Below are 26,452 nucleotides of genomic sequence, written 5' to 3'. Positions count from 1 at the left end.
TTGTGGTAAATAAGACCAGATGATACTAGCAATAATCGCCTTCAGTAATTCAGTTTTTCCACTTCCAGTAGTACCACCAATCAAAAAGTGACAGGTATCAGTATCAGTTAAATCGGCATAGATTAATTCACCATTTAGGTTAACACCAATAGCAATTAACAACGATTCAACTAATTGAGGACGAAAACTGATATAATCAGAGAAAGCTAGAATTTGTCTTTCAGTTCGGGGAATGTCGATCGCTACATAACCACCATCTCTACTGATAAATGGTGTGTACTTTAAGGCTAATTCGGCTGCTAAATCCTCAGCTAACGCTTTGACAGTATTAATTCGTTGTGGTTTAAGCGACTGATTCAGTTTGATATGACAACGAACAAAACTAGCACCAACTAACGAACCAATCCAATTAGCTGATACGCCAAACTTTGCTAAAGCAGCAATCAGTCCAATTGGATCTTCTTCTGATGTTAGGGGTACTGATTGTTGATACTGCTGATTTAAGTGCTCGTCACCGTTAGGTGATAATTCTTCTAACTCTTCTTCATTCTCAAACTGTGGAATATAGTAGCGTTGGTCGATAATAGCTTGACCGCTAACAACAGCATCCATTACATTGGCATAAATGAACGCCTTGGCTTTCTCTGATACTCGTTGATAAGCAGCTTCTTTGAGGATACGAACCGAAATAGCGATCGCTCTAATTGCTGTACCAAAGCAACCAATAGCGATAATTAACTTAGTAGCAGGTTGCCAAGTATCGCCTTGAGGAATACAAGCAGCAACAATCACCCCAACAATCGAAATAACACTCAAACATACTGAATGAGTTTTTCGTTCATCATCAGTTCGAGGGTTAAAGAAGTCTAGAGGGTTAGTAGGTACTCGCATTTTTCAAGGGGTTGAGGGGTAGGGGTTAGGGGTTAGGGGGTAGGGGTTAGGGAAAATTTAACTTCCGTTTTCAAGAGCACGAATTAAGGCTGATAACAATTTACCTAACGATTCACATTGATTAAGAAGGGAATCAATGATATCTGATGAGTCTAACTTAACTCTTTTTGATAATATTAGATGAGTTTCTAATTCTTTAAGAGAGCCTTGCGCTACGTAAAGAAACTGTATGTATTCTATTAAATCTTCTCCCTAACCCCCAACCCCTACCCCCTAACCCCTACTCCTAGACCCAAGCTAGAACTACACCTATTAAGCCAGCGATAGCTAATAAAGCAATCAAGACTAATAGACCTTTAATGTCAGTTTTAGTAACAGATTCCACAACAACTGGAAATGCAATTGCACTAGCTAACGCTATCACTAATAAAGCAATAATTGCTCCTTGAACAATTAAAGAAACTGTACCAATTCTCGTATCAATGCCAACTATTCTAGCGATTGAAGAAAGTAAAAAAAAGCCGGACATTCCGGCTGCAAATAATCCCAGTAGAAGACGATTCATGGTGTAATTAGTTGTTGAAAAATCTAAATTCTGATAAAAAGCTGCCAGTGTATTGACCGACGACTTGTTTAGCTTGAGAGTTAGATTGACGTAAACCATGTCTAGATTTAGCATGACGACCAGCTAATTCATTAATGCGTTTACCAGCTTTTTCTCTACCTTCAACTAACATTGTTTGTTGCTTGGCTCGTTCTAAATTGTAAGCCGAAGTGTAGACATCCATCCTAGCTTCTGAAGCATCACCTTTCGCTAAAGCTTTTAATCCTTTTTTGGTAGTTTTCTCCAGTTCTGCTAGATGTTTTGCTCGTGTTTCAGCGGCAAGACATTGTTCTTTATCTAGGCTGATGTATTCTGGTTCTACCCAATTTTCAGCAAAGTACTCGTTGCCGTAAATTCCGCGATCGCTCATTGAATTTTACCTCGTTTTGATTAGTGTTTTGTGGTAATTGTTTGGCATCGAATTCTGATAGAAATGTTCGAGTATAACTACCAGTTTTACCAGATTGATTGGCTTGATTTAATGATGCCGTTACAGTTTGATGTCGTTTAGCTAATTCGTTTATTTGTGGTGCATATTTCTGCCTCCCTTGTTTAATCGTCTGTTGATTCTTTAGTTGTTCGATTTCATATTTGCGGGTAGCTAAATCCAATTCATTTAACGAACGATGTGCGGCAATATTCGCTTTCAATCCTTTGATGGTGGCATTTACATCGGGGATTTGATTAAGTGGCTTTGGTTGATAGCTGCGATGTGGAAGAAAGTCAATTTCTGAGTTATGATAACTGTTTTTCGGATGACTTAGGTTTAAGTCATCCGAAAACAATTGGCGATAATCTTGATTGTGAACCAATACCTCCAAACGTTCCTGTTCTAATTGTTCTCTACCTGCTTTTAGTTCAGCTTGAACATCTGCTAAATCTGCCAAATATTGCTGATACGCATGATTGATTTCTCGTCTTGCTGCTACTTCCCTTGGTGGGCAAGAGAAGCTGATTTCATAATTACGAACTGGCTTGTTAGTGGGAGTGCCATGAGGATGATATTCGTCAAAAATATCCTCACTTTCATGGTACATATAGACTGATAAACCGCTAGTTTGTGCTGCTTTAATGTCATCATCAGACAAGAATGGTTCGTGATGCTCTAAATGACGATGCCAAATAGCGATCGCAGCTTCATCACCCCACCTAAATTCAAACCTATCGCGTTGATTTCTGGCAATGTTTGGTAACTGCTTAATCGTGCCATCTTTGAGGACAATGCCACCAATCTCTTTCTGACTTTTATTTCGTTTACAAATGCTCTTTATAGCATCGATTTGACGGGGTGTTAGTGTTGTTTCGTATGACTTTTGAGAAGGCGAATGATGGTTGTGACGACAAGTACAAGTGCAATCATCACCTTGAGGATTGGTGTATCTATATTTAGTCATGGTTTTTCATTTCTTGCTGTATCCAGCATTTTCTAAACATTTGGTAAGCTGTTCGAGCTTAGTGTTCACCTCTTTGAGTTGGGCATTATTTTGCTTGATTTGGTCGCGCAACAAACGATTATCATCTACTAATTTGAGGTTATTACGAGTTAACGAACGTACTCTATCGGAGTTACTAACTTCCACAAACCTAGTGCCAATAAAAATACCAACACCTAGTACAGAAAGCAGCAACAACGTTTTCATCAACATCGCTAAACCATAACTTCGTTCTGGCGATGAAGTAGAACCGAAAGTCATGCTCTTACCTCCAAAATTATTTAATCGTTCACCAAGAAAGTTTGGTCATTTTTGCTGAATGTGAGCTTTTTTGCTAACTCCACAACAAAAACTTTAGTTAGTTCGTACTGTTCGCTAATGTCGTCAAACAAACAAGTAACAGTTCGTTCTTCAGTTCTACCGGAATTGCAGTACTGAATAGTTGCTGTAATGCGTCTTATTTTCATTTGTCGTTCACTTTATCGCTTCCACACATCGCTTAACTGCCTGTAGTTTATTTTGGGCTGCTATGGCTTCTTTCTTAGCATTCTCTAGAGCGATATTCTGCTGATTTTGCGCCACAATGTAGCCAATACTAAAGATTATCAAGCTAGCAAGAAACAACCCAAAGATTAAAGGTAGATGGTTATTTTCTGATGCAGTATCGGCACAATTATTAGGAGCATAATCCTCTGTATAACTGTAAGTGCGACTAACAATGGGGGCGGGAGTAGCTACACGAATTGGTAAGCGAATCGTTTTGGTTTTTGTCATCACTATAACCTGCCAATCAATTCGGATACTATCGCCCAACAATCGGTCGGTAATACCCAATTCCAACGTCCAAACATCTGTAATCACCTCATCGAAATTTCTATGATTGTTTGCCATTCTTGCCACTGCTGTTGTTGTTGCTGCTGCTGTTGGTAGAGACAACTTCTTTGCTGGTGGGTAAGGCGGTAATATTCGAGGTGATACCGCCTAGTACGTTTGGGAGTTGCGTCTCTATTTCGGTGACTAAATTTTCGCTATCGTAATCTGGATTGATGCCATACAATGCTGCTTCCAAAACTTGGTAACTTTGGTCTACCTTTTGCTGCACTTCTGGGCTATATGCAATCTCGCCAGTCAAGTATTTAGCTGCTAGTAAGTTACCCGTTATTTCCAATCCAGCTGCTTTTGTTTCGGCACTGCGCTGCACCAATTGTAACTGAGTAGCTTTAGCATTCTGAGCAGTGTAATTATTGCTATTGTTGCTGCTATTGGTGTTAGTTTGTTGTGTTTTAGTCGCACGTTCGCCACTTTGATAGCGTCGTACTCCTTCGCTTGCATCTTTAATGCCTTTAGCCGTCATTAGGCGATCGATATCTGCAATCAATTCCACTTGTTCTGGCGTGGCATCATCAATGCCTAGTGCAGCAAAGATAGCACGTCCGCGAGATTGAGACACTACTTTTTTGGTTTTCCATAATTCGATAACGTTCATGCTTTCATATTTCTGCATGATTTTTAGCATAAGAAATTTCCTTAAATATTGATATGTGCGCGGTACAATTGAAGCAATTTATTTTGGTACTGGGTACAAATATTGATTAATTTCGGAGTCAATTGGTGTAATTCCACTAGCGATTAAGTCAAGTGCAATTCGTCCGGTGTAGCGTTTGACAATGGTAGGAACTTCTCGTCTTCTACCTCGTTTTCCGGGTGTAGATTTTGGATAGGGTTTGCAGAAATAACTGTTAATCGTACCGACATCATAACCCAGCAAAGCAGCATATTGTTGTCTGCTAATAAACGGAAATGCTTTGAGGAATACTTTTGGCGGAACTTCGGGATATACTTCGGGAATCAATTGTTTCGTCATGGTGGTATTAATTTATTCGGAGAATTTTAGATTAAGAAAAATCTTCTATGGCAAACAAACTTAGTTGTATTCCTGCGCCTCCAAAAGTTAAATCAAATTCTTTTTCGGTATTTTTTATTAGTTGTTGAATGCGAGTTAATTCGGTATTAAAATCTAATTCGTCTGGTGCTCCGGTTAAGTCTAAGCAGAACAATGCACCATCATGAATGGCATCAATTCCCATTTCTTGATAAGTGCCACCAATTTTCCAATCACCCGCATTTATGAGGTTTTCTTCAATTACACAAAATTCTTCTTCTAGCCCGCAATAACAAAAGCCTTGTTCTAGTAGAACGTTGGCTACTGTCATTGCTCTTTTATCGAACCAGCATGGTAATTGCGTCATTTTCTCCCCCTAAAATTGACAGCACAGTTCGTCTAATAGTTCAGCAATGGCTGTGGTGCAGGTTCGTAAAGCAGTCGTTCCGGTTAAAGTTTTACCGTATTCATCAGTGAAATTACCGCAATCATCCCACCCAGGAATGTTGGCTAAAGCTAAACATTTACCTAGTTGGTATACTGCTTCTGTAATGGCATCTTGGTTGCCACTAAGTTCTTCTTTAACCTTTTTACATTCATCGCCAATTAATTCAAGTTCTACCAATTGACGATATTGTTCTAGCGTTAGGTTGCTGCGTTCGATACATTCGTTATAGTTGTTAATTTCTAAGGGAAAATGCCATTTAGTTCCCGGCATTAACACAATTTTACCAACTCCTACTGGTTCAGCGAATCGCCAATCATTAACTATGGTTGCACCAGTGAACAATCCAAGTTTTCCGGCATGAATTGGATGTTTGATAATCTTTACTACTGTCCCTGGTTCGATGGTATCGGTATCATCTGTTGTTACCGTTTCACTAGTTGTTACTGAAGATTGCACTTGTTCTTGTAGTGCTTGGATTTGTTGTTCTTGGGAAGCGATTAGTTGTTGATATTGAGTTAACTTTTGACGCAGCGTAGTTAGTTCGTCAGCTATAGCATTCGTATCTATTGGTGCAGCGTTTTCTTGATGTTCTGTGATTTCTGTTTTCAATGCCGCAATAGTTTGGTTTTGTTGTTGGACGAGTTCGATTAGTTCGTTATACTCGCGGGTAGTAATGGGAATGCCACCACCACCATGTTTCGTAGTTGGTTTGTGCAAGTACGTTGCAATAGCTACAATCAATTCGGCTATTGTTGGTTGCGGGTTTAGTTCACCTTTGATTCGCAGACGTGCTAGTAAATTGGCTTTGGCTAATACGGCATCAGTATCGGTAATATTGTAAATGCGAAAGGCGCGGTTAATGTCTTCTTGAGCTAGGCGACGTAAGGACAAACTTTTATCAATTGCTGCTGTTAAGCAGCTAATATTCTCATCAGTTAATGCTAACTGATTCATCAACGAACGCTTGCATTTTGCTAGTTTCCCTAGTTTGGCTTCGATATCGTTACGAGTGCGTTCATCATTGGTTAACAATGCTTCATTTAGTTGTTCGTTTAACCCAGCAATTGTAGCTAATAAGTTGAGGAATTCATCGAAGGTATCTTTGTCTAAAGCGCGAACTTCGTCAATGGGTTGTTGGTAGATTTCTCCATCACCAAAGTTACGAATTGATAAGAGTTCGTTTTCCTCACTAAGTAATAATCCAATTTTGTTGAGGAAGACAACTGGACTGCCTGGTGATAGTGTAGCTTCAATCGCTTGTTCACTAGTTGATGCTAATCTTTCTTTGATGAGCGAAATCGTCCATTTGGTTTGGCTAGTTAGGATAGCTTCTACTTGACTTTCAGTTCCCGCTAACAATAATGCAGCATGACAAATGGGTAGATTCAAAATATGTTGTTGTAAGTTGGGGAATTTGGCTATTAGTTTGGCTTGCGTAGTTAGATTGCGAAAATAACGTACTAATTCTTTGGGAAAGCAATGTTTGAGTAGTTTTTGAAATAGAGTTTCGCCTAATGCTGCTTCTAATTGTTTGAGTTTTTCACCGAGTTCTAATGCTTGTTTTTTAAGGTCAGCAAATGATGCAGTATGAGAGTTTCCTAGTTCTACAACTTCCTTAGCTAACTCAACGATATCGGTGGTTGTGGATTCTGCAAAGGAGAAGTCTTGGAGTGGATTTGTTGCTTCTAATTGTGTGGTTTTTGACATAGTAATGCTCCCATTGGCTTGATTTTGGGTTAATGTATTGGTTGATTTTTTGGTTTTGTTTGAAGTGCGCTCTTGAATTAGAAGAGCCACTTCTACTTCCTTGGGTAAGAGAATTTGTTTTGGGGCATGAGTTGATTCCTCCTGGCTAGATTTGACGAGTAAAGGTTTAACTGCATTAGCAATGGCAGTTGCCAGCAAACAAGGCACTCCGTTACCCAGTGCCGAACCTGCAATCCAAGCGGCATCGGGTAATGTGAACCAATCTGGGAGAGTCATTAGACGGGCTGCACCACGAATGCCTAAGTTTTTCCAACTGCCATCGGGGAGGCGGATGTTGATGGCATTCGCTCGGCTGTTGTGCCGTTGGTCAATCCAAATGCTCTTACGGATTGTCCAGCTTGGTTCTTCGGGTAGTCGCACTTTCGGATTACCCCAAGCACCTACTCGTTCGATGAGTAGCGGTTGCTCTAATAGGTGGGATGGTAGCGTCGCTATTCGTTGTAATTGGGTAGCGGTTGGTTCGATGTCCTCTAAGCTTGGTAGCAGGTCAGCTATCGCTTCATACCAACCAATTGAGTGTTGTGTTGCCCTCAGTTTGTAAAGCGTACTCTCTTCCCTACTCCCTCTGATGGCGATCGCAATAAATCTATGCCGTTCTTGCGGTATCCCATAATCGGCAGTGTTGACTATCTGGGTGTTGTAGCTGTAATCCAACTTAGTCAGAGCCGATTTGACGAGCGACCAACTGGTGGAATGTTGGTATTCGGGGACATTTTCGACTACGAATACTGGTGAAAGGAAGGTTTCTAGAGCAATAACCGCAGCTTCCGCTGTACTGATGTCGCTGCTGGTTTCTTTGGCTTTCGGGTTACTGCGCGATAGGTGCTTGCAGGGTTGGGTAAGTACCAGGATATTCGGTGGTTGTAGGTTAGTGAGTTTGCCGGAGGTTACTACTTTCTGCAAAGTTTGGCGAATGACGGGATGACCGAAGTTTTGCTCGTAGATGCGGGCAATGGCATCGCTGAGTTTCGGGTCGTTGGGGTCGCGGTCTATATTCCAGACGCTACAAATACCTGCGATGTAGAAGCCTGCACTGAAGATGCCACCACCTCCACATAAGTAGCCTGCTGTGGGCGCGTTCTCTGGCAGCACTGGTTTTGGTGCTGTTGCCCAAGGTGGGGGGTTTTTGTTTTGAGATGATGGCGAACTGGCTAGCATCGATCTGCACCTCTGGCTTGAGAGTGAGCGAATTCGCTTTTGGTTAAGGTTCCAACAACTTTTTACGTCAATAGTTAAACGTAAAAAGTTGCTTGGCGAGCTTTACACCTATCTGCCAAGCATGATAGTGCTTATTACCCTTATGGGTCAAGTGGGTAATATGGGTAACGTGGGTAATTCATCAGATAAGCGCTATTTACGGTGGATACTGGAAAAAAAGGAGAAACTTTTCTTCCTCAAATTCACCATGAATCAACAGGAACCCAAAAAGCCTAAAGCAATACCGTTTAAGGTAGACCCACCAGAAGAACTACACAAAGACTTCAAAATGCTGTGCGTGGAAGCTGGAACAAATATGAAAGCCAGAGCGCTGAAGCTAATCGAAGAAGATGTAGTTTACTTTAGACTTACTGGCAAAGTTAGAAACTTAGAAATATCAGCACCTAAAATGTCAATTGCTGAGATAGTTCGGAATAATTATAAACAGCTAGAAGGCAAAGTTAAAAATATTGAAGCAATAACAAGAGGTGAAAAGCCATCTTTAGCTGATTTGTTGTGCATAGCAGAAACATTAAATTTGGATGAACAAGAATTAATTAAGCTTCATGTACAAGAATTCAATAATTGAAAAAAGTTAACAATTAAATGTAAAAAAAATTGAAAGTATTTCCATAGTACTACTTCTTGAAGGACGAAAAAGTGGTGGTTTTTTGTTGGAGCAATTCAGGTTATTTCTCAGATTGAGTGTAATTATGGACGAGATGATACGGAAACAATTTTGGCAACTTTGGTAACTAAGATTGTTTTTAATACTGCCGATCCTGATAGTGCTAATCGCTTATCTCGAATTGTTGGTACTCAAGAAGTTTTACAGCTTAATCGCAGTTATCAACCTGATGGCGAAACTGTCACTGGATTGGGTAAAACTTTACGCGAAAAAGTGCTGATTCACCCATCGGAAATTATGAATTTGCAACAGCTTAAAGCTTATGTGATTAGTCCCAGTGCTCCTACTACAATGGTTAGTGTGCCAATTAAGAGATATGAGAAAATTAATGCTAATTATGTGAGTGCCTACCCGGAAGAAATTCGAGAAGTAGAGTTATCTCGCTCTGTGGGAAAGGTGCCAACGGAAGGTGTTACTAATGACGAAGGTATAAGTTAACTCTTTGGATTGGGAAAGATTTGTAACATTGATATTACTGATTACATCATGACAATTCACCAAGAATACCCCCTTTTATTCAAAAATTTATCCATATACTAATAAAATTTGTGCGCCGTGGCGCACATTTTCCACTTCAAATCCATAAATATTACCGGAAGGAAGTGTAAGATTTACAGAGGAGAGCATTAGCAAAATTATTTACGCTCATTGGTTAGGAAGAAGAGAGGTATGCTTGCAGACTAAGTGTTTGGAGTCAAGGGTGATATTTGCTTCGAGCAAGGATTTATTTTGGATCAAGGCTCTTGCCGATGCTCATCGGCGAGAGTTGGGCTTTATCAATAGAGCCACCTTAGCTACTGCCATCAACACTAACGAAATTCTATACTCTCCCGATCGCGGTTTCCTACACTTTCATCATCGACGTGACAACATTTCCACGCTTTATCATTTCTGCGTGACACCCGCTTATCGACGACAGGGTATAGGTCGTCAGCTAATAGAAGCGTGGGAAGAGCATAGTAGGAAATCTGGGGTCACTCTCTTGCGCCTCAAATGTCCAGTCGATTTGTCAGCTAACGGTTTTTACTCACGATTAGGTTTCAGTCGGGTGGATATTGAACCCGGAAAGCATCGTCATTTAGTTGTCTGGGAAAAAAAACTACGGCCTGCAACGGCAAATCAACTTCTTCGACCTCAATTTGTGGCTTCTTTCAGTGCCGGAGGTTCCGAACTGAAGCGTCTGTTTCAACTTTGGGAGTCGGGTGGCGATTCGCGCCAACCTTTCGCTCACGTCTTGTACTCACCGATTGCTTGTCCTGCATCGACAACTGAATACTTGCGGTTCCAAAAAGATGCTGGACATATTAAAACCGTTTGGCTAGATTGCGGAGCTTATCAGGTGCAACAAGGAAAAAGGACTTATGATGAACTGCTCTTATTTTTAGATAAATTTTACCGAAATAATCAATGGGCAGATGGATATGTACTGCCAGATATTGTTCCCCTAACTACGGATAATGAAGAAATCGTGGAATATAAAATTCGCGAGACACTTTATCATTGTGAAAGGTTTTTCAACCAAATGCCATTAAGTGTACAGGAAAGAGCGATCGCTCCCGTACAGGGACGTACTATCAACCAAGTCAATCGTTGTCTCGAAACATACAGGCGGCTTGGCATTCGCAGAATTGGCTTCGGTTCTTGGGGAACATCAGGCCCCAACGGAAGTGTTAATATGCTCTCTCAAGAAAGCTTGGCATTATTCAAAACAGTCTGCGATATTGCTAGAGAACATGAAATGCTTGTTCACTGTTTTGGGATTGGCGGGCCAAACAGCTATAATCGCCTTCGCAGACAAAACTTAATTCCTGATACTCTCGATAGCACAACTTGGTGGAAAGCGGGAGGCTTTGGTAGTATCTTTTTTCCCAATAAAGCTCAAATTCAAATTACAGTTAGACGCAGTTTTGAAACCACTAAAGCGGGTTTAGAAAAGCTCAAACGGGAAACTTACCATTCCTGTTATTTTTGTGAAAGTATTGAGCAATTAAGAACTAACCGGAATCATCGAATTATGCACAACTTAGTGGCTTGGTTAGACACATTGGAGCGTGATTTATGAGCAAAAGACTGACTCTCCACTTACAGCAAAATACTACATTGGAAAGAGTAGCAACGATTCTGGAAAACTTTTCCATCCAATCTACGGATATTGAGCAATTAGCGGTTCTTTGTCAACTTGGGGCTACCGTTTTACAGAAAAATGTTTTTCCTTTTTTACGTAATCTTTCTCTTCTCGATAAAAAGAATCCATCTGGTTTAACTTCACTAGGAAAAGTAGCAGCTGATATTCAACAATCAAACCCATCTTTATTAGGTGATTTTTTACATTTGGTGATTTATCAATCACATTTTTTCGATAAAGATAAAAGGTTTTCATGGGCTTATGCAACTGTTGTACAACAATTGTGGTTGCGAAAAGAAGTTGTTTTATCACCTGCTGAGAAAAAGTCTATAGTGGGAGAGGTAATTGAAAAAGCTGCTATGAATTTTGAACTTTCTACCAGTGAAATAGCATTCAGTGATAGTAGTATTGTTGGGGTCTTGAACTGGTTGCGCTCGCTCTCACCCTGCGTAATTAAATCAGAAGGAAAATCCGAATACTTTAGCCGTCGCTATTTCTGTGCTGCTCCTATTTTTATAAAGGCGGTAGACGCTCTCTACAACCAACGGCAACGAACATTTGGAGCTAAAATTTTCTTGCGTGAAGATATTAAAGATGCTATCTGTCAAATGCTTTTGCTAGATCCAAGTGGGTTAGATGGTACTCTAGATAATGCAAAATGCACTTATGATTATGACCAGGGTGGATTCTTTGACTGGGGATATGAAGGAGGTTATGGACAGTGGATCATGCTAACTAAATCTCCTGAGTGGAGTCAGTTAATTTAACAATTTATATTCTTACAAAAACATCTACATAAACTGGGTATTCATGAATAAACTATTAGAGCAACTAGAATCAATTCAAGCAATTGTAGATACTATTAATCCATCCCAAATTGAAAGCGAGCTAGAAAGCGTAGCCCGTAATTATGAATTGTATGCTACCAGCTACGACCCTCTAGAACAGGTTAAAAAACTTCGCGATCGTTTAATTGATGAAATTGGTAAGGGAAAGCCTGTAAATGGCTACCTAAGTGCTGACTATGGTTATGGTAAAACAGCAACCCTAATTTATTTTTGGTTTGAGTGTCAGCAGAATCAAATTGTAGCCGTGCCACCATTCAAATTTAAAGAATTGGGTAATTTAATGGTTGCCACTTACGGCTGGATTAAGGCAAGTTTAGAAAAATCCTCGCCCTCCCTTGTTGCAGAAATTGAGGCAATATATTCTAAGTACGGTTTAAAGTCTCAAGCATTACAAGCCGCAGAAATAGCCCGTAAGCATAAAGTATCTGAAGAGAAAGCACTCAAAATTGTTCAAGAATTAAAAACTGACACTACCAATACTGATAGCGTATTGAATTTTTGGCAAGAGAGTGTTTCTATTCTAAGCAAAGCAGGTTTTAAGGGTTTAGCAATATTCGCTGACGAATGCCAAGAATTCCTGCGGACTGAAGAGGGTTCTAGCGTTCGTATCCAGATTTTGAGTGATTTAGTCAAAGGTATGCGAGCTTTAGGTTCTACACCTGTTGCACTCATTCTGGGAATGCCTACCACGCCCACCGAATCAGCAATTGAGGAACAGGCTGGTGATATTATCCACCGGATGCAGGAGCAGAAAGTATCGCTGCGATTAACTGATGCTTATAAATCTGATTTTCCGAGTAAGCTTTGGGATTTTTTGTGTGATAAGTTTTTGCTAGAAAATAAGTTACAAGGAAATCAGATAGTAGATTCAGCAACACTAGAAAGTTTGGGACAATTGTGTGAGCGAAAAGACCTGGGCAATGGCCCTCGCACTGTCATCGAAGTCTTTAAACGCATAGTTAATTTTGCTCAAGAAAAAGGAAAGCCGTATACTCCTCTCGATTTGATTCAGGATTATTTTGAGGGACGGGTGCAGTTATACGGGACACAACAGCACAAAATTATTGATGCTATTAACAAAGTCGAGCCACTGATTTCCTCTCAAAAACATCCCAAAGGACGAGAAGTAATTCGGCTTCTTGCTAGTTTTCCATCAGGGGTGACTGCAAGCATAGCCGATAAATTTAGATTATTAAAGAGTTTAAAAAAGCTGGCAGACGACGACAATTTTTACGGTTCGCACATTGTACAACCAACTGAACATAGCTTTGCTTTAGTTGCTCTTCTTCAAACAACTCCTCCTACAGTCGTTGACAAAATTCTCAATCAATTTCGTCGAAGCTGGTTTGGAGAGTGGAATGATACTCAAAAAGAAGAGACAGCAACAAGAGTTTTTCAAAGGGAAATTCTTCCCTTACTTTTTCCTGTTTCTCGTTCTGGTCAAAAAGCTAATTGGACTTGGCGCTCTAAGGGAGAATGGAAGCAGGATAGGTTTGGACTTTATAATTTTCTGAACGGCTCTCCTGAGAGATACAATTTAGAATTTCCCAACCGTTCTATCGTTATTAGTGTTGGTAGTGAAGACTCTGGCTTAATGAGATTTGCTCCGCCAGAAGAAACTCACTTAGATTGGCGCTTTTACTTAAGTTATAACCAGAATGCAGCTAATATTCCACAAAGATTAACTGCGATCGCAGGAACAGGTCAAGTAGACTTTCACCTTCAGCTTGGCCGAAGTTTTGAAAGCGAATATCCGACAGCTTTCGGTTTACTCCGTAAAGTCATGGTTGCCAAACAGTGTTCGGCTTGTACGCTACTGAATTTATCTGATTATATGCAAAACTGGCTCTCAAAAAACTCTGAGGTTAGCAAAGCAGATAGAGATAGATTAGAACATCACCGTCAGGAGTGCCACGCTTTAGCTCTGAAACTCCTGTTCCCATTGATTGCACCGCAAACTTGGGAAGTTATCGGTTTAGAGGGAGTCAATGGCGCAGAAACAAAACTAATAGAATCTGTGTTTTATCAAAAGAGTAAAACTTTATTTCCTAGCTATCAATCTTTCTACACTAATTTGCGTCCAGCACTTCTCAAGTATAAGTTAGTGCTTGAAAAACTTCCTTTGTCTGTTCGTCGAGGTCGCCAGTTATATCAAGCCTCCAAGGAAGACTTTGAAAAATTATTTGAAACCTCGGCTTCTGGTCTACCTAGCGTTTTGGCTATTTTTAAACAGCACGGTTTAATTAGTGAGTTCAAAGTTGCTGGCAAGAAAACAGAGATTTCTCAAGTTCAGTTTGTTGTTCATCCGCTAGAATCAATTATTCAAAACAAACTGAAATCGAAAGAGTCAGTTGAGACTGTACAGGAGCAGGATATTTTAAAAGAATCAAATTATTTAGATATTTGGGAGGAGGTCAAAAAACTTGGTTATCTTAAAGAAGAATTTGAGGAAGCACTTGAATGGTTGCAACGTCGTCGCTATGTAGAATGCGAACGACAAAGCGGTATTATTCGTATTAGTATGGCAGACTTAGACCCTAATGACTTGAAGGGTCAGTTAAATGAAATTCGCGAGCAGGTTTCTTCACTACTAAAAGTTTTTGATGAAAAGCTTTTGCAGGAGGTTGTTCGCCACGTAAATGAAGCAGAAGCAACTCTTTCTTTAGTAGCAAGTTCACCGAAGGTTTTTAATCCAACTGAGGGTATACAATTAACTTTAGGACTAGACTTTGGTGGGGTAGCAACTTCACAGGAGTTCGCGAATCACAATAATGAAGTAATTCTTGATTCAGTTCAAAGAACAATTCAAAACTTAAGCGAACGTCTTGAAGGATTCCACCGCGAAAAACGCTATATTATCCAAAAAGAACTCAGTGAAGCTACAGGAAAATTACAAGATTTCACTGAAGAATTAAAAGCTTCTAAACTTAGCCAAGTCATTCTTAGTACGAGTGGTTTAGAAGATTGTCTTAATGACTACCGAAAGACTTTAGAAAAGCAAGTTTTGCAGCTAGATAAAGATTGCAATGATTTAGCTAGTTCAGTTGTCTTAGACGAACCAAACATCCTGTCATTAGATCATCAACTCAATGAGTGTAACTTATTTTTACAAACTAACGAAAGCATTAAAAGAGAACTGCAAGATTTAGTATCTGGTTTAGAACAGTGGCGAATTATTCTGACAAGTGCTGAGAATTTACAAAAAAGTCTGAGTAATGATTCAGAACGTCTGGTGCGTTATAATGATGAGTTTGTTGACCGAGTGGTAGAACATTTTAGTCGGCATGGGGTAAAAAGTTTTAGAGAATACGAACTGCTGCAAAAACCCTTGGTTGAAATTGAGGAACAGATTAAAGGTGAACGGCGATCGCGTCGAGAGGATTTTCAGCAATTGCTGAATCAATACCAAGCGTTATTAAGTCAACTTATTTCGACAGACCGCTATTTAATAAGTCGATGCAAATATGATGACGAAGACCGTGAGGGTTCTTATGAAGCCCTAAGAAAAGTCTTTTTGGAAAAGCTATTTCAGGAGTGTGACAATCAGATTTTAGATTGGGAGAAACTAGAACAAGATTTATACTTTATTGCCCAAAATAGTGAACAAAATCTGACTGAATTTTTGCATCAATTCAGCGATTTAAAAACACAGTTATTATCAAAAATAAATTTGTGTAACGAATCAATTATAGAAGTTAAAAACCTTGAACTTCAGATTAACGAAGTCAAATCTATTTTTGAAAGAGGTATGGAACTTCGTGAAGAAGCCAAAAAACTTCAGGCTCGAAATAATGAAAATCTTTTAGAAGAAGAGAGACAGCTTTTAAGTATCATTAACACGGTCGAAAGCGATCTTACAATTAGCCAAGCTTATCAAAGTTTACCAAATAAGGATGTATGGGAAATTTTAAAAGCTTTGTACAAAAAGGGATACTTAGAGATTACGCTTCGCCAACGGGATTAATATTTCCTAAAAGCAAGCCTCTGTTGGCTCAAGGTTGCTTTGGTTGACCGGAATGCACCTTTGAAGGTTGGTACAAATCTGTTGAAACTACAGGAATAACGCACTGTTAGCGATAAAATAGAATAAACCTTCTGCTTATATGCGTAAAGGTTCTATGTCCAAGATAATTCCAAATTTTTATTTACCCAAGGAGTATCCAGAGGATATGAGGATACTGGTCGAGGCGCTTGTAGCTAATAACGGTCAGACCTTAAAGGCTGCTTTATCTTGGCTGGAGGGTAAGCTAGCTACTCATAAGGCACATAAAGGAAAACCAGCAGGAACGCCTATGTCTGCTACAACTATAAAAAACTATTTAACTGGTTTGTACGTTCTCGATCTCTATAAAGCAGATGGTCAATTATATTCAGAAAGTAAGCCTGACAAAACCAGAGCTTCAATTCCTGTTCAGTCCAAAATAGAAGTTATCAACTTCTTAGAGACTCTGGCTAAAAAGTCTTATACTCTTGAAGTTTTCAATGAAAAATTAACTCAAATTTGTTCTCAGCATTCCCAAATAGTTAAAGACTACAGCAAGGATAGATACCTACTTTATGAAAAACATCAATTATCTGAAAATCCCGAACCATCTCAGCTTCAAGAATTATTAATACAACACTGTGGTTATAGCTATGTAGGTAATCCAGGAGTGGGATATCTCGATCTATTTTATAGAGACAAAATACAAATTGATAATTACTTGAATCTTTTAGAGTTTATTGTAAAAAACTATGGAGAGGTGGCACAGAAAAGTCTGGGTTTAATTCCAGTTGCTCAGATTCGCGATCGAATTATCACGCAAGGCTCGGATTATTCTGAAGAAAACTTTAATCGGCACTTAACTCAATTGCGGCTTACTCACCGAGTTGAATTAATCACTACAAAATCTCAGCTAGCTCAGAATATTGGAATTGATTTAGTAGAAATATCTGGGATAAAATATGGATTTTTAAAAGTTATACAACCAGTATTGGTAAGCTAATTATGCCTTATAAAGACATTAATAATAATCCCATATCACCCGCTCAAAATCCCTATATTGGTGCTGGCTCTGCTGCGTCTGTAGCCGATCAAAATAATCAAGTTTATATTGTTCATACAAGAGCCATTAAAACCGTACTAGAAGGGGTGCAAAGGTCACTTAAATTCAATCGCTCAATTAGATTATTTTTTGTAGGAGATTATGGTTATGGAAAAACAACTCACCTGAATCTTATTGCGAAAGAAGTACGAACCCTCAATGGAATCTGTATTCCCATTCAATTTCAGCGACTTCCTCTTAGAACATCTAACGATCCAGAAGAGGATTTGTTAAGATTGCAAGGAGCTATTTTAGCTAAAATATCGAGTGTCTTAAACGACGAAAGACTGGTTAATAAAGAAGATACTAGAAAGATATTAGATGAAAGGTCTTATGTCGATATCATAGAAGCTATTTATGAAATTCTTAACAAAACTAATAAAACGAAAATTTTACTAATTTTTGATGAAATAGAGTTTTTATTCTCCAAGTTAAAAATTGATATTCCTGATTTTATGAGCTTCTTGCACGGTTTATCGGAAAAAATGTTTGTCAGACCAGGCTGGGGAGTATGTGCCAGTATTACTCAAAGAGAATACTACAGTAAAATTGTTGAAGAAGCTGGTCAACTCCAAGAAGGTCGGTTTGATTTTCATATTATTGAGCCTTTATCACCACTCGAAGTTCGAGAATATATAGAGAAAAAAAATAGTAGTTTAACTAACCGAGTAAAAGAGCGTGGATATCCTTTTGATGAAGAAGTGATAGGTTTCATTACCACTGTTTCAGGTGGAATTCCCAGATATATAGAAACTGTTTGTGAATTAATTTGGTCTGAAGCTGAAGCAAAGCATGAACCAGAGCAATTGATTAAAATAGAAACAGCCAGAAGAATCTTTAGTAATAAGTATTTGTCTAGGGCTAATAAATATTTTGCTGAGTTATGTAGAAGCTTTTCTGTTTCTGACCAAGCTGAGGCTTTCCTCAAATTATTGTTTTATAGTGGAGGTTGGAGAAAGACAACTCAAGACCTTTTAGCCTTAAAAGATTCTAGTCCCATTTCCTATTTTCATGGCTTATCAGAATCTCAAGCTAAATATCGCTTAGATGAAGCAGGGCGAGAACTTAGAAATAATCAAGAGTTGACCACATTCTTGGAAGTATTTGGAAAAAGACCCTTTAAATATACTCTAAAAAATCTGGTCTTTAAAAGTATTTTCGATTTTCGCTAACACCATACTCAATGATTATCTATGGAAGATGATAGAAAAAAAGCCAACCACTCCTCTCAATCAAAAAGCGATCGTATCAAAAAGTATATTCATTCTTTGCAGATATCTTTGTCGGATATAACTCAGCCTTATAGCCGTCCTCTTTCTTCGATTTTGCCAGAAGAAAGACAGGTAGAAACTTCTTTGTTATTTGACGATATAGAAATTGAGGGTTGCCGTGAAAGGTTTTCTAGTTGGACGAGTCTTATATCCACGAAAAAAATTCGCGATTGGCTGAATCAGTTTGAAACGATTCTAGAACAAAATATCGCCTATTTACTCCTGAGTAAGTTACAGTTTTTCTCGAAAAGCGATATTGAATCAGCCGCTCGCAGCTTACAAATAAAATTACTTAATTTACTTGTTGAACAGGAAAACCTACGACAAGCATTTCGTTCCGACCCAAAAGCTACTATCAAAGATGAAGCGGAAATGCAAAAATGGCTGCGTAACAAAGTTATTTACTACGCCAGATTACCCGAACCTCCAGATACATCCATTGAAAGTCAGGACATTCTATGGAGCGTTTATGAAAGGTCGGCTCTTACTAAAACTAGCGTTCCTAACGCAAAAAAGTTCAAACCCTTGGAAGAACACTTTAAAGGTAGTTCAAACCAACCTGAAACCTCTGTTTTCGTGTTTATGGACTATACTAACGGTTCTGGTAATCAACTGGCGAAATGTATTCGGGAAATCAATAAGTTACTCGAACAATATCCTGCATATCAACAGTCATTATTTATCTTTATGTATGTGGTTCAGGCTACATCATTTAACTTAGCTAGTATAGAATTTGCTCCTGAGAACAGCGAAACTATCTATTATGAACCGATGCTTGGCTATAAAAGTCAAGAAATTATGGATATTCTCGCTAGCCACCAAATATCTGAATCAGAATATGATGATTTTATAGAAAAATATTGTCTGCGTGCTTCTGGAAAGAGTGCTGCTGGATATCGAGACTCTGGTGCTTTAACCTGTCATCACTATAGTTGTCCCAACAATACATTACCTTTTTTCCATAAACCTGGTGAACACTGGGAAGAGCTTTTTAGAAACAGCCAAACGCCAAGCGCCACTCGCTATAGGCAAAAATGATTTTTTAGATCAAAATCTACAGACAATCCCCCGGTCGTCGCAGCACCATAAACGGGTTGGCAGACTCGACCTGATAATTAGGATACTGCGTTTGTGCATTTGCTACCGCCGCCATCCACTCTGGATGGTCATCGTTCCATAAAGGATGGCGCAAAATGCGGATAGTCCGGCGCTGCTGATTTTGGTGAACGTAACCAGAGAGGGTTCCAAACCGCACCGGGGAGCCATAGCCTAAGCGGTTAAGTGCGGCTGCAATTGGGTTTTGGACTAAGTTTAGCCAAGGATTTTGGAAATTTCCCCAAGAAGTGTTGAGATCGACTACAGATGAAGAATTAGATACTAACCGTGCCATATCTAGAGCCAATCGCCAGTCTAATAACCCGTGATAGGCAAGGTTTTGATAGTCGCGCAAACAAATATTGCAGGAAGCGTCGCACTCACTTCCATGTCCGTGCGGATTTATCCACCGACTGGCAATGCTGTTTGGAATTGTTGGATCTGTTTGAGTTATTAGTTGTTGAAACTCGTTCGACCGAGCCAAAAAGCGACAGTATCCTGCTCCATTTTCCAGTTGGTCGCACAAAAAAGCTTGACCGATTATGGCTCCATTTTGTTCTAGCGATCGAAAACCTGCCTGCAACTCCTGTGCATCCACATCAAGGTGAGCCGCTGCTGCTATCCGCAGCCAAAATGCAAAGGAATACCAAGCGGCACGACCTTCAACTGTTCTGGGGTCTGCAAATACGCCACTAGGCCATTGCTCGATATTTACCAGCAAAATATCAGTTTTTCGGCGAGACAATAACGCCACTCGGTAAGCTGCCCCAGATGTACCTACTTGACTATTACCATCTGGAGATACAGCATACGCACCAGGTCTTGGTCTTCCAAAAACAGTTGCGTGTCGGAAATCAAATCCTCCGTTACCGCCATTATCATTAACTGAAACGATGCTGTCATTAAATGCAGAGACAGAAACATTGAGAATAGATGAAGGCGTGCCAATATTTGCACCGATACTCAAAGAAGGTCGAGTCGATCGTGGTTGCCATTCAAACTGTCCATCAAAATCTTCTGGCTGTAAATCTGTAAAGAATCCTTTGGGTTCCCTGGCATCTACAGTACGCATCGCATCGACCGCGCAAACTGGGCATTGAACGGTTGGTGGGGCTTGACCCCCAGGTAATGGTTGATTTAATACTGTGTGGGGGTAAACAACTGCTTGACAGTTACTACAAAGTCCAAGAGATTGGTTACTATTTGGAAGTGCCGGAAACAAACCTGGATGAGAAGTAATTGTGTTACCTTGAGGACGCAATTCAACTACACCACAAGCTGTATGAACTGCTTTATCTTTAACAGTTTGTGACCCAGGAGCAAATTGACTGATAGCGACATCCAGATTACGGTCTACAATCCCTGTTTCTGGGGGCCATTGAGGGCCTGGTGAAGGCCAGCGCGTATAAAGCAACCGCACCCGCGTGGGAAAACCAAACATCGGCAATAAACCCGCATTAGCCAAACGTTCGCTCAGTTTATCTTGGGTGTAGGTGGGGTCATTCACAATCTTTTGAATGTCGGGTATCAGAGTATTGCGGAGATAACTCAATATTGCGGAATTGTTGGCATTAGATAATGTTGTTTGTTCCCGCAAAATATCCAAAACTGATAAAATCGCTGGTTCATTTGCTGGGTCATTCAACCAATCTGCAATTAACGGTTCGCAATTCCCCCAATTTTCAACATCACCGAATTCGCCGTGTACGTTATCAGTTCCACCTAATGATGCACTGATGCCTGTGTCTACAAAGGCTTGCCGTAAAACTTCCTTGATGAGGACGCGCTGAAAAATTTCTTGACTTCTCATATCAACATAAGGTGATGGCGGTGGATCGCCCGTGATGCTCTCTGGACGTTGGAAGTAAAAATCATCGTGACTTCTACCGCGACAGAAAGTAACGGCCAATGAAACTCCTGCCGAACGTCTGCCTGCACGACCTACTCGCTGTTGATAATTGAAGCGTCGGGGTGGCATATTTGCCATCATTACTGCTAGCAATGCACCGATATCAACCCCTGCTTCCATTGTTGTTGTGACACTCAGTAAATCGATACCTTGGACTCTAGCAATTTCATTTGGGATAAAGATATCTTGGAACCATCGCTGGCGTTTAGTACGATCGCCTTTATCAGTTTGACCCGTCAATTCTTCAGCATTCAGGCGGAAAGGCTGACCCGATTGTTCTGATAGATAGAGATAGTAATCAAAGTCAGGAGTTGTCTGCCCTGGTATCAGTTGAATTGTGGTAAAATTCGGATTGTCAGAACGGCGATCGCTGTTACATTCTGGACAAACCCCAGCAGCAGGTTGAAGAAAAAAAGCGTTGCATTGCGGACAACGGTATCCTGGGCGAGAGCCATTGATGGAGTTGGGCGGCAAAACGAGATAAAGTCGATCTGGATCGAGTGCAAGTCCGCTACTACTTGATATGCAAGCTTGCGATTGGATTAACTGCTGCTGTACGTCAGCTGGTGCTAAACCTGTTCTATTAATGTACCTTTCAGCAAATTTAAGTAAATTTGAATCACTCCCAAGACGGAAATAAGGGAAATAGCGATGTAATTTCCGAGTCCCTAATTGCCGAATAACCCCTTCTGTTGCTTCTATTAGCCTTGGTGATGGATTCCCTTGCGGTTGATAACTAACCCAACCCTGTGCAAGTCCTTCAAGCGTTCGGGCAATGTGGGGAAAAAGGGCATACATTAATTCATCAGTTAAAAACGCTTCCAGTAGATCGGCATGATTTCTCTGTGTTTGTGATCCCGGAATAACTCGTGCGATTGGGTTGCTATTCCAGTTGTAGCAATCAAACCAAGGAAACCTTTGTAGTCCACTTCCTTGACCTACTTTATAGTTTTTAGCTTCAAAACTCGACCCCCCTGGACAAATGCCATAAGTTAATAAAGCATCTTGTACCTTATCCCGTAAATTTAACAGGGGAATTCGCTCTGGGTAACGTTGAAGTAAGCCAAGCCATTCATCACGAGCCTGCTGATTACTTGAGGGCAAATCATCAATCCAGTCTCGCGCTTCATTGCTTAAAGCTTGATTGGCGTTGCGAAATCTGTTACGCCGAACCATATCGTCAGGCTGCTGACTTGCAATAACAGCATCGTGAAGATTGAGATTCAAGGCTTGCAACCTAGCTAGTGCTACTTGATTATTCCCACAACTAATGCGAAGGAAGGCTACCAAGTCATTCCAGTAATCTTGGAATGACTGGATCAGCAGCATCCGCGCCATGTCACGATAATGATCGCGCTCCATCCCTGCTGCTAACTTGGCAGCATCCTGTCGGCTGTCGGAAAATATGACCAGCTTGCGAGATGATCGACTTGTAGGAGTTGGTGGCGCTGGCATTTCTCTTAACAGTCCACTGGCTAGCACTTGACAAGCTTTCTGAAATCCCGTGCGGTGGAAGCGCAGAGGCGTGGGAAATTTATCTCGCCTGCCGTAGTCGGCATCGCATCGAGCACATTTACTAGGCAGCGCTCGTTGACTGTCGGCAGAGTTGCCTACAACCTGATATAGCCACCCCGGTACTTCACCTGGTTGAGGTTGAGCGTTATTCTGTATTAGTGCTCCTGTAGTCCGGTTGAGCTTGGCGCGAACCCATTTGCGTTTTATTTTGTCAAGTTCCCATTCCAAGTCTTGAGGCTGCGTACTCCAAGCTTGTATGTCGTTAGGCAAAGGCCAAAATACACGGTAGTTTCCATAGCTTTGATTGAGAACTATTAGGTCAGGAATTCCTTCTAAATTGGGTTGATCGGGTGTCAAAATATCGACGTTGGTGTTACCTATCTTACGAGTTGTTTTGTAGCCACCAAGAAACACATCTCCACAAACTTCACACACTAGCAAGTCAAGAACGCGGGAGCCACAAGAGCAGGTTAAGCTGTGAGTAGCATGGATAGCACCAACGGTTGGCGGAGTTGGATCGCTTTGGCGACCCTGAGGATTTACGGCTGAGTCAGTACAAGCAGGATTGCAGCAAGCCCAAAGATTTTGTAGGTTGTGGAAGAATAAATGACCGCGCACGGGTTGGGGCGATCGCCCTGCTCGTTGAGACATTCCTACTGCTAACAGCAGTCCCCGCATGGCATCAGATACAAAATTGCTACCCCTTGCACCTGGAAAAAGTTGATTATCCAAATCTTGCACGTTGGTTGCACGAATGCTGCCATTGACAGCTTGACAAGCATCCCGTAAGGCATTAGCTACAACAATGTCTTGTGGGTTATTGGTAGCACTACCTAAAGTAGCTAAAGCTTCTCCTAGATGTTGCTCTGCACTTAACCCAGATGTGGCAGGCTGCCCCAGTTGTAAAGCCAAATCAGACATTGCATTCCGCACCTGGTTTGAGTTTGGTTCGGGCGGTTGCATTGGCTGGAAAGGATCTGCCTGCACTGTCTGGGTGAACTGAGCAAATACACTTTGATAGGCAGAAAGATTGAACCGCGCACCTGAAGTGGGTGGTGTTTGTTGCCCAGAGATAAATTCAAAATTATCCCGCCCAAAAAATTGCCGCAGAAAGTCTCTACCTTGTTGATTTGGTTCGAGACTGGCTGTAGTCGTCAAAATTCTTAACTGCGGTGAATTTGGTGTCAACCCTAGACGCGAGTACAGCAACCGCAAAATATAAGCTACTTCTGTCCCAGGCGTGCCGCGATAGGCGTGCAGTTCGTCAATAATTAGGAAAAATTGATTTTTGGGATTTTCAGCCAGCCAGTCACGAGTAGCATCAAAAATACTGTTTTCGATGCTCCGCATCATCATAATGTTGAGCATCGAGTAGTTGCTAATTAAAATATCCGGCGGACTTTCTTGCATATCCCAGCGAGACCACATTTCACCACCATCAAGTCGGGGGAAATAGTAAGGCAAATCTGGCATATCCTGAAGTAGGGACGGATTAATTTGGATAATCGTATTTATTTGCTGTTGCTGCTGTTCGAGTTCCCTTAATTCATTTTTCAGTCGTCTGATACTATCGTCTTTTTGTATGCCTGAAACTGGCGTTTGTCCGGTGTAGCGTCCAAAGGTAATTCGGTTTCCGCCTCTAGTTTGATTTAACCACTGGTGTACCGATGCTGCTTCTAGTGCTTTTCTCAGCCGTCGCAACTGGTCTTCAACTAAAGCGTTTAGGGGATACAGAATCAAGGCGCGGAGGGCTTTTGGTCGGGATGCGTGATCCCATTGCGATACGCGATCGCCATTAGGATTTACATTTGTATCCCACCAGCGATGATTGGTAGGTGGTGGCGGACAGGCAGGCCAATTTTGGGGGCGCGAATCTCGCGCTAACTGTGCGAGGAGCGGCAGGAGAAAGCATTCAGTTTTACCAGAACCAGTACCAGTAGTGACAACTATATCGCGGTGATTAACTACAACTTCCCGCAAGCTTTCCCACTGGTGTTGGTAAAGTTGAATTCCTGGCTCAAATATCATTTGCCCCAATTGTGCCAAATCCTGATATTCAGCAGGCAGTTGATTGGCGGCAGCTGATAAATTCATTCCCGATGAAGGATAAATTGGAACTGGTTCAATTAATGGAGGCTGACTCAAGATGCCTGGTTGTCGTAGCAGAATATCCCGTTCATCAGCTAAAGCTCGGTAACGTAATGGAAAAGCACTTTTGATATATAGCTGATAGATTCTATTAAGTCTTTGATAAGCTCCAACTAGATCATGCACGAGTAGATACCTCCTCGCATTTAATGTTAAGTTTATCACTTAGTTGAGCCACTAATTCTAGTCCTACGTTTTCATATAACAGCCATGAGTCTTGGTACTTTGGGAGGAGTCCAGAAGCCAGCACTAAGGCACGTTCGTAAATTTCCGGCCATCGTTGACACACAGGTATTGCTAAACGTTTTGTAGCGGTGCTATAACGTGCAATACACTCTTTTTCATTGTGTTGCAACGCAAGAAATCGCAAACCATACCAGTCACCTTGTAACCAGCGATCGCTCTCTTTGTCATAAAAGATCGTGTAGTTATAAGCAGTCATTTCCTTAGACTGCATCCGGTACATCCCTGTCTCTTTAGGAAAGATACAGCTAACGAAGTCATTAACATTACAGTCAAAATGTTGCCATTCGTATAAACTTGGTACAATTCCCTGTAAGCTCCTGAGAGTATACTTCCAGTTTGCCAAGTTAGGTAGGATGGTAGCCAGTTGCAGCGATACTTCACCAACATTAGCGATCGCAAATTGACAACCTATTTGTTTAATTAGCTCAAACAGTTGTTCAGAATTAGTTGTGCTTACACGAGTACGAGGTGGAGCCTCTCCGCTCGTCTGGTTTATCACATCTACCTGTGCATAATTTTTCAGTTCGCTAATCAAATTCAAGCTGCGTTGACCGCATAATATAAACTCTTGAGAATTAAATTGTGAATCAACTTTGACAAGAGTAGTAGGAGCAGTAGACCATCGTGAACCATTCTGAGAAGACTCAATATGTCCCAGCAATTTCAACCGTCGTAAAATGCGTTTTGGTTCTTCAAGTTTCAGAGCGTCACAAGCTTTTTTGAAAGATTCCCAAGTGCCACAAGCTTGAGCAGATAGCCAGTATAAAAGTTGTTCATAGCGACCGGAAAAAACCTCAATATTCAGTGATGAATGATTAATAAATGGCAAATTTATAAAATCAAATGCGTTATCATAGCCTTTTTTATATACGGGTTGATCGGGAATACGGTGCGTAAACTCGTAAATATCAAGTTCAGAGCCAATCCAATCTCGAACTTGGTCATAGTAGCTGAAGTTTTCTGGTACTTCTTCCATGATTAAACGACGATTCCGAAGAGGTACTATCAAATTAAAGTCAACTTCTTTCGGCACATAATTCAATCTTTCACTCTGGATTGCGAAAAAAAGATAAAATTCATCTTTAGTAGATATTTCTTTTATGTATATTAATGGCAAAAATTTAGATAAAGCATATTTATGGATTATAGAGATAATCAAATTCCCAATTTTTTGGCGATTACCCTTGCAACGAAATCCTTTATACCACCGTAGTATCAGGCGTTGATCTTCACGTCTTACTTCTAGAATAACTGGTTTCAACATAAGTTAAAATTACTTAAAAAAGTTACATAATACTCCA

At 40.6% G+C, this 26,452-nt stretch carries 22 protein-coding genes; 8 read left to right on the top strand and 14 right to left on the bottom strand.

Going from position 1 to position 26,452, the window contains the following annotated elements:
* The 12 genes from ACE1CC_RS27950 to ACE1CC_RS27895 all read right to left on the bottom strand — a co-directional run.
* Positions 1-891, bottom strand: an 891-nt coding sequence (locus tag ACE1CC_RS27950) for an FtsK/SpoIIIE domain-containing protein (RefSeq protein WP_413273703.1), incomplete at its 3' end; no start/stop codon positions are given.
* A 57-nt stretch (positions 892-948) separates the two neighbouring features.
* On the bottom strand, positions 949-1,122 hold the full coding sequence (locus ACE1CC_RS27945; protein ID WP_413273707.1) for a four helix bundle protein: 174 nt from the start codon (positions 1,120-1,122) through the stop codon (positions 949-951).
* Between the two features lie 55 nt (positions 1,123-1,177).
* The gene (locus ACE1CC_RS27940) at positions 1,178-1,456 is read right to left on the bottom strand and encodes a hypothetical protein (RefSeq protein WP_413273702.1); all 279 of its coding nucleotides are present in this window, start codon (positions 1,454-1,456) and stop codon (positions 1,178-1,180) included.
* 7 nt (positions 1,457-1,463) lie between these two features.
* Positions 1,464-1,865: a hypothetical protein gene (locus ACE1CC_RS27935; RefSeq protein WP_073596911.1), complete on the bottom strand. Its 402-nt coding sequence runs from the start codon at positions 1,863-1,865 to the stop codon at positions 1,464-1,466.
* Positions 1,825-2,889: a hypothetical protein gene (locus ACE1CC_RS27930; protein WP_413273701.1), complete on the bottom strand. Its 1,065-nt coding sequence runs from the start codon at positions 2,887-2,889 to the stop codon at positions 1,825-1,827. The genes ACE1CC_RS27935 and ACE1CC_RS27930 overlap by 41 nt, the downstream gene beginning before the upstream one ends.
* 6 nt (positions 2,890-2,895) lie before the next feature.
* Positions 2,896-3,189 carry a hypothetical protein gene (locus tag ACE1CC_RS27925; protein ID WP_413273700.1) on the bottom strand — a complete coding sequence of 98 codons (294 nt, stop codon included), beginning with the start codon at positions 3,187-3,189 and terminating at the stop codon, positions 2,896-2,898.
* Positions 3,190-3,209: 20 nt separating this feature from the next.
* Positions 3,210-3,395 carry a hypothetical protein gene (locus ACE1CC_RS27920; protein ID WP_413273699.1) on the bottom strand — a complete coding sequence of 62 codons (186 nt, stop codon included), beginning with the start codon at positions 3,393-3,395 and terminating at the stop codon, positions 3,210-3,212.
* A 7-nt stretch (positions 3,396-3,402) separates the two neighbouring features.
* Positions 3,403-3,819 carry a hypothetical protein gene (locus ACE1CC_RS27915; protein ID WP_413273698.1) on the bottom strand — a complete coding sequence of 139 codons (417 nt, stop codon included), beginning with the start codon at positions 3,817-3,819 and terminating at the stop codon, positions 3,403-3,405.
* Positions 3,803-4,444: a hypothetical protein gene (locus ACE1CC_RS27910; protein ID WP_413273697.1), complete on the bottom strand. Its 642-nt coding sequence runs from the start codon at positions 4,442-4,444 to the stop codon at positions 3,803-3,805. The genes ACE1CC_RS27915 and ACE1CC_RS27910 overlap by 17 nt, the downstream gene beginning before the upstream one ends.
* 48 nt (positions 4,445-4,492) lie before the next feature.
* Positions 4,493-4,792 carry a hypothetical protein gene (locus tag ACE1CC_RS27905; RefSeq protein ID WP_413273696.1) on the bottom strand — a complete coding sequence of 100 codons (300 nt, stop codon included), beginning with the start codon at positions 4,790-4,792 and terminating at the stop codon, positions 4,493-4,495.
* A 31-nt stretch (positions 4,793-4,823) separates the two neighbouring features.
* Positions 4,824-5,177, bottom strand: coding sequence for a hypothetical protein (locus tag ACE1CC_RS27900; RefSeq protein WP_413273695.1), 354 nt, complete (start codon positions 5,175-5,177; stop codon positions 4,824-4,826).
* Between the two features lie 9 nt (positions 5,178-5,186).
* Positions 5,187-8,183: a DNA cytosine methyltransferase gene (locus tag ACE1CC_RS27895; RefSeq protein WP_413273694.1), complete on the bottom strand. Its 2,997-nt coding sequence runs from the start codon at positions 8,181-8,183 to the stop codon at positions 5,187-5,189.
* A 247-nt stretch (positions 8,184-8,430) separates the two neighbouring features.
* Here ACE1CC_RS27895 and ACE1CC_RS27890 point away from each other — a divergent pair, with 247 nt between their 5' ends.
* The 8 genes from ACE1CC_RS27890 (at position 8,431) to ACE1CC_RS27855 (ending at position 19,276) form a co-directional block, all read left to right on the top strand.
* Complete coding sequence (locus tag ACE1CC_RS27890; RefSeq protein WP_413273693.1) at positions 8,431-8,811, top strand: hypothetical protein; 381 nt, start codon at positions 8,431-8,433, stop codon at positions 8,809-8,811.
* A gap of 93 nt (positions 8,812-8,904) precedes the next feature.
* Positions 8,905-9,348 (top strand): type IV secretion system DNA-binding domain-containing protein, encoded by a 444-nt coding sequence (locus ACE1CC_RS27885; RefSeq protein WP_413273706.1) that lies wholly within the window; start codon positions 8,905-8,907, stop codon positions 9,346-9,348.
* Positions 9,349-9,610: 262 nt separating this feature from the next.
* Entirely contained in the window at positions 9,611-10,972 is a 1,362-nt protein-coding gene (locus ACE1CC_RS27880; protein ID WP_413273692.1) for a GNAT family N-acetyltransferase, read from the top strand.
* Between the two features lie 38 nt (positions 10,973-11,010).
* Positions 11,011-11,802 (top strand): hypothetical protein, encoded by a 792-nt coding sequence (locus ACE1CC_RS27875; RefSeq protein WP_413273691.1) that lies wholly within the window; start codon positions 11,011-11,013, stop codon positions 11,800-11,802.
* Positions 11,803-11,845: 43 nt separating this feature from the next.
* Positions 11,846-15,847 (top strand): synaptonemal complex protein 1, encoded by a 4,002-nt coding sequence (locus ACE1CC_RS27870; protein ID WP_413273690.1) that lies wholly within the window; start codon positions 11,846-11,848, stop codon positions 15,845-15,847.
* A 154-nt stretch (positions 15,848-16,001) separates the two neighbouring features.
* Positions 16,002-16,868, top strand: coding sequence for a hypothetical protein (locus ACE1CC_RS27865; protein ID WP_413273689.1), 867 nt, complete (start codon positions 16,002-16,004; stop codon positions 16,866-16,868).
* A gap of 2 nt (positions 16,869-16,870) precedes the next feature.
* Entirely contained in the window at positions 16,871-18,139 is a 1,269-nt protein-coding gene (locus tag ACE1CC_RS27860) for a hypothetical protein (protein ID WP_413273688.1), read from the top strand.
* 21 nt (positions 18,140-18,160) lie between these two features.
* Complete coding sequence (locus ACE1CC_RS27855; protein ID WP_413273687.1) at positions 18,161-19,276, top strand: phosphoribosyltransferase-like protein; 1,116 nt, start codon at positions 18,161-18,163, stop codon at positions 19,274-19,276.
* A 16-nt stretch (positions 19,277-19,292) separates the two neighbouring features.
* Here the strand turns inward: ACE1CC_RS27855 and ACE1CC_RS27850 are convergent, their stop codons facing one another.
* Together ACE1CC_RS27850 and ACE1CC_RS27845 are read right to left on the bottom strand one after the other, a co-directional pair.
* Positions 19,293-25,031, bottom strand: coding sequence for a DEAD/DEAH box helicase (locus ACE1CC_RS27850; protein WP_413273686.1), 5,739 nt, complete (start codon positions 25,029-25,031; stop codon positions 19,293-19,295).
* The gene (locus ACE1CC_RS27845) at positions 25,024-26,415 is read right to left on the bottom strand and encodes a hypothetical protein (protein ID WP_413273685.1); all 1,392 of its coding nucleotides are present in this window, start codon (positions 26,413-26,415) and stop codon (positions 25,024-25,026) included. The genes ACE1CC_RS27850 and ACE1CC_RS27845 overlap by 8 nt, the downstream gene beginning before the upstream one ends.
* Between the last annotated feature and the right edge of the window lie 37 nt (positions 26,416-26,452).

The sequence above is a fragment of the Floridaenema aerugineum BLCC-F46 genome (assembly GCF_041929345.1).
GTDB classification, from domain to species: domain Bacteria; phylum Cyanobacteriota; class Cyanobacteriia; order Cyanobacteriales; family Aerosakkonemataceae; genus Floridanema; species Floridanema aerugineum.
The sequence above is the reverse complement of the archived record's forward strand: the minus strand, read 5'-3'. Positions and strand labels throughout refer to the sequence as shown.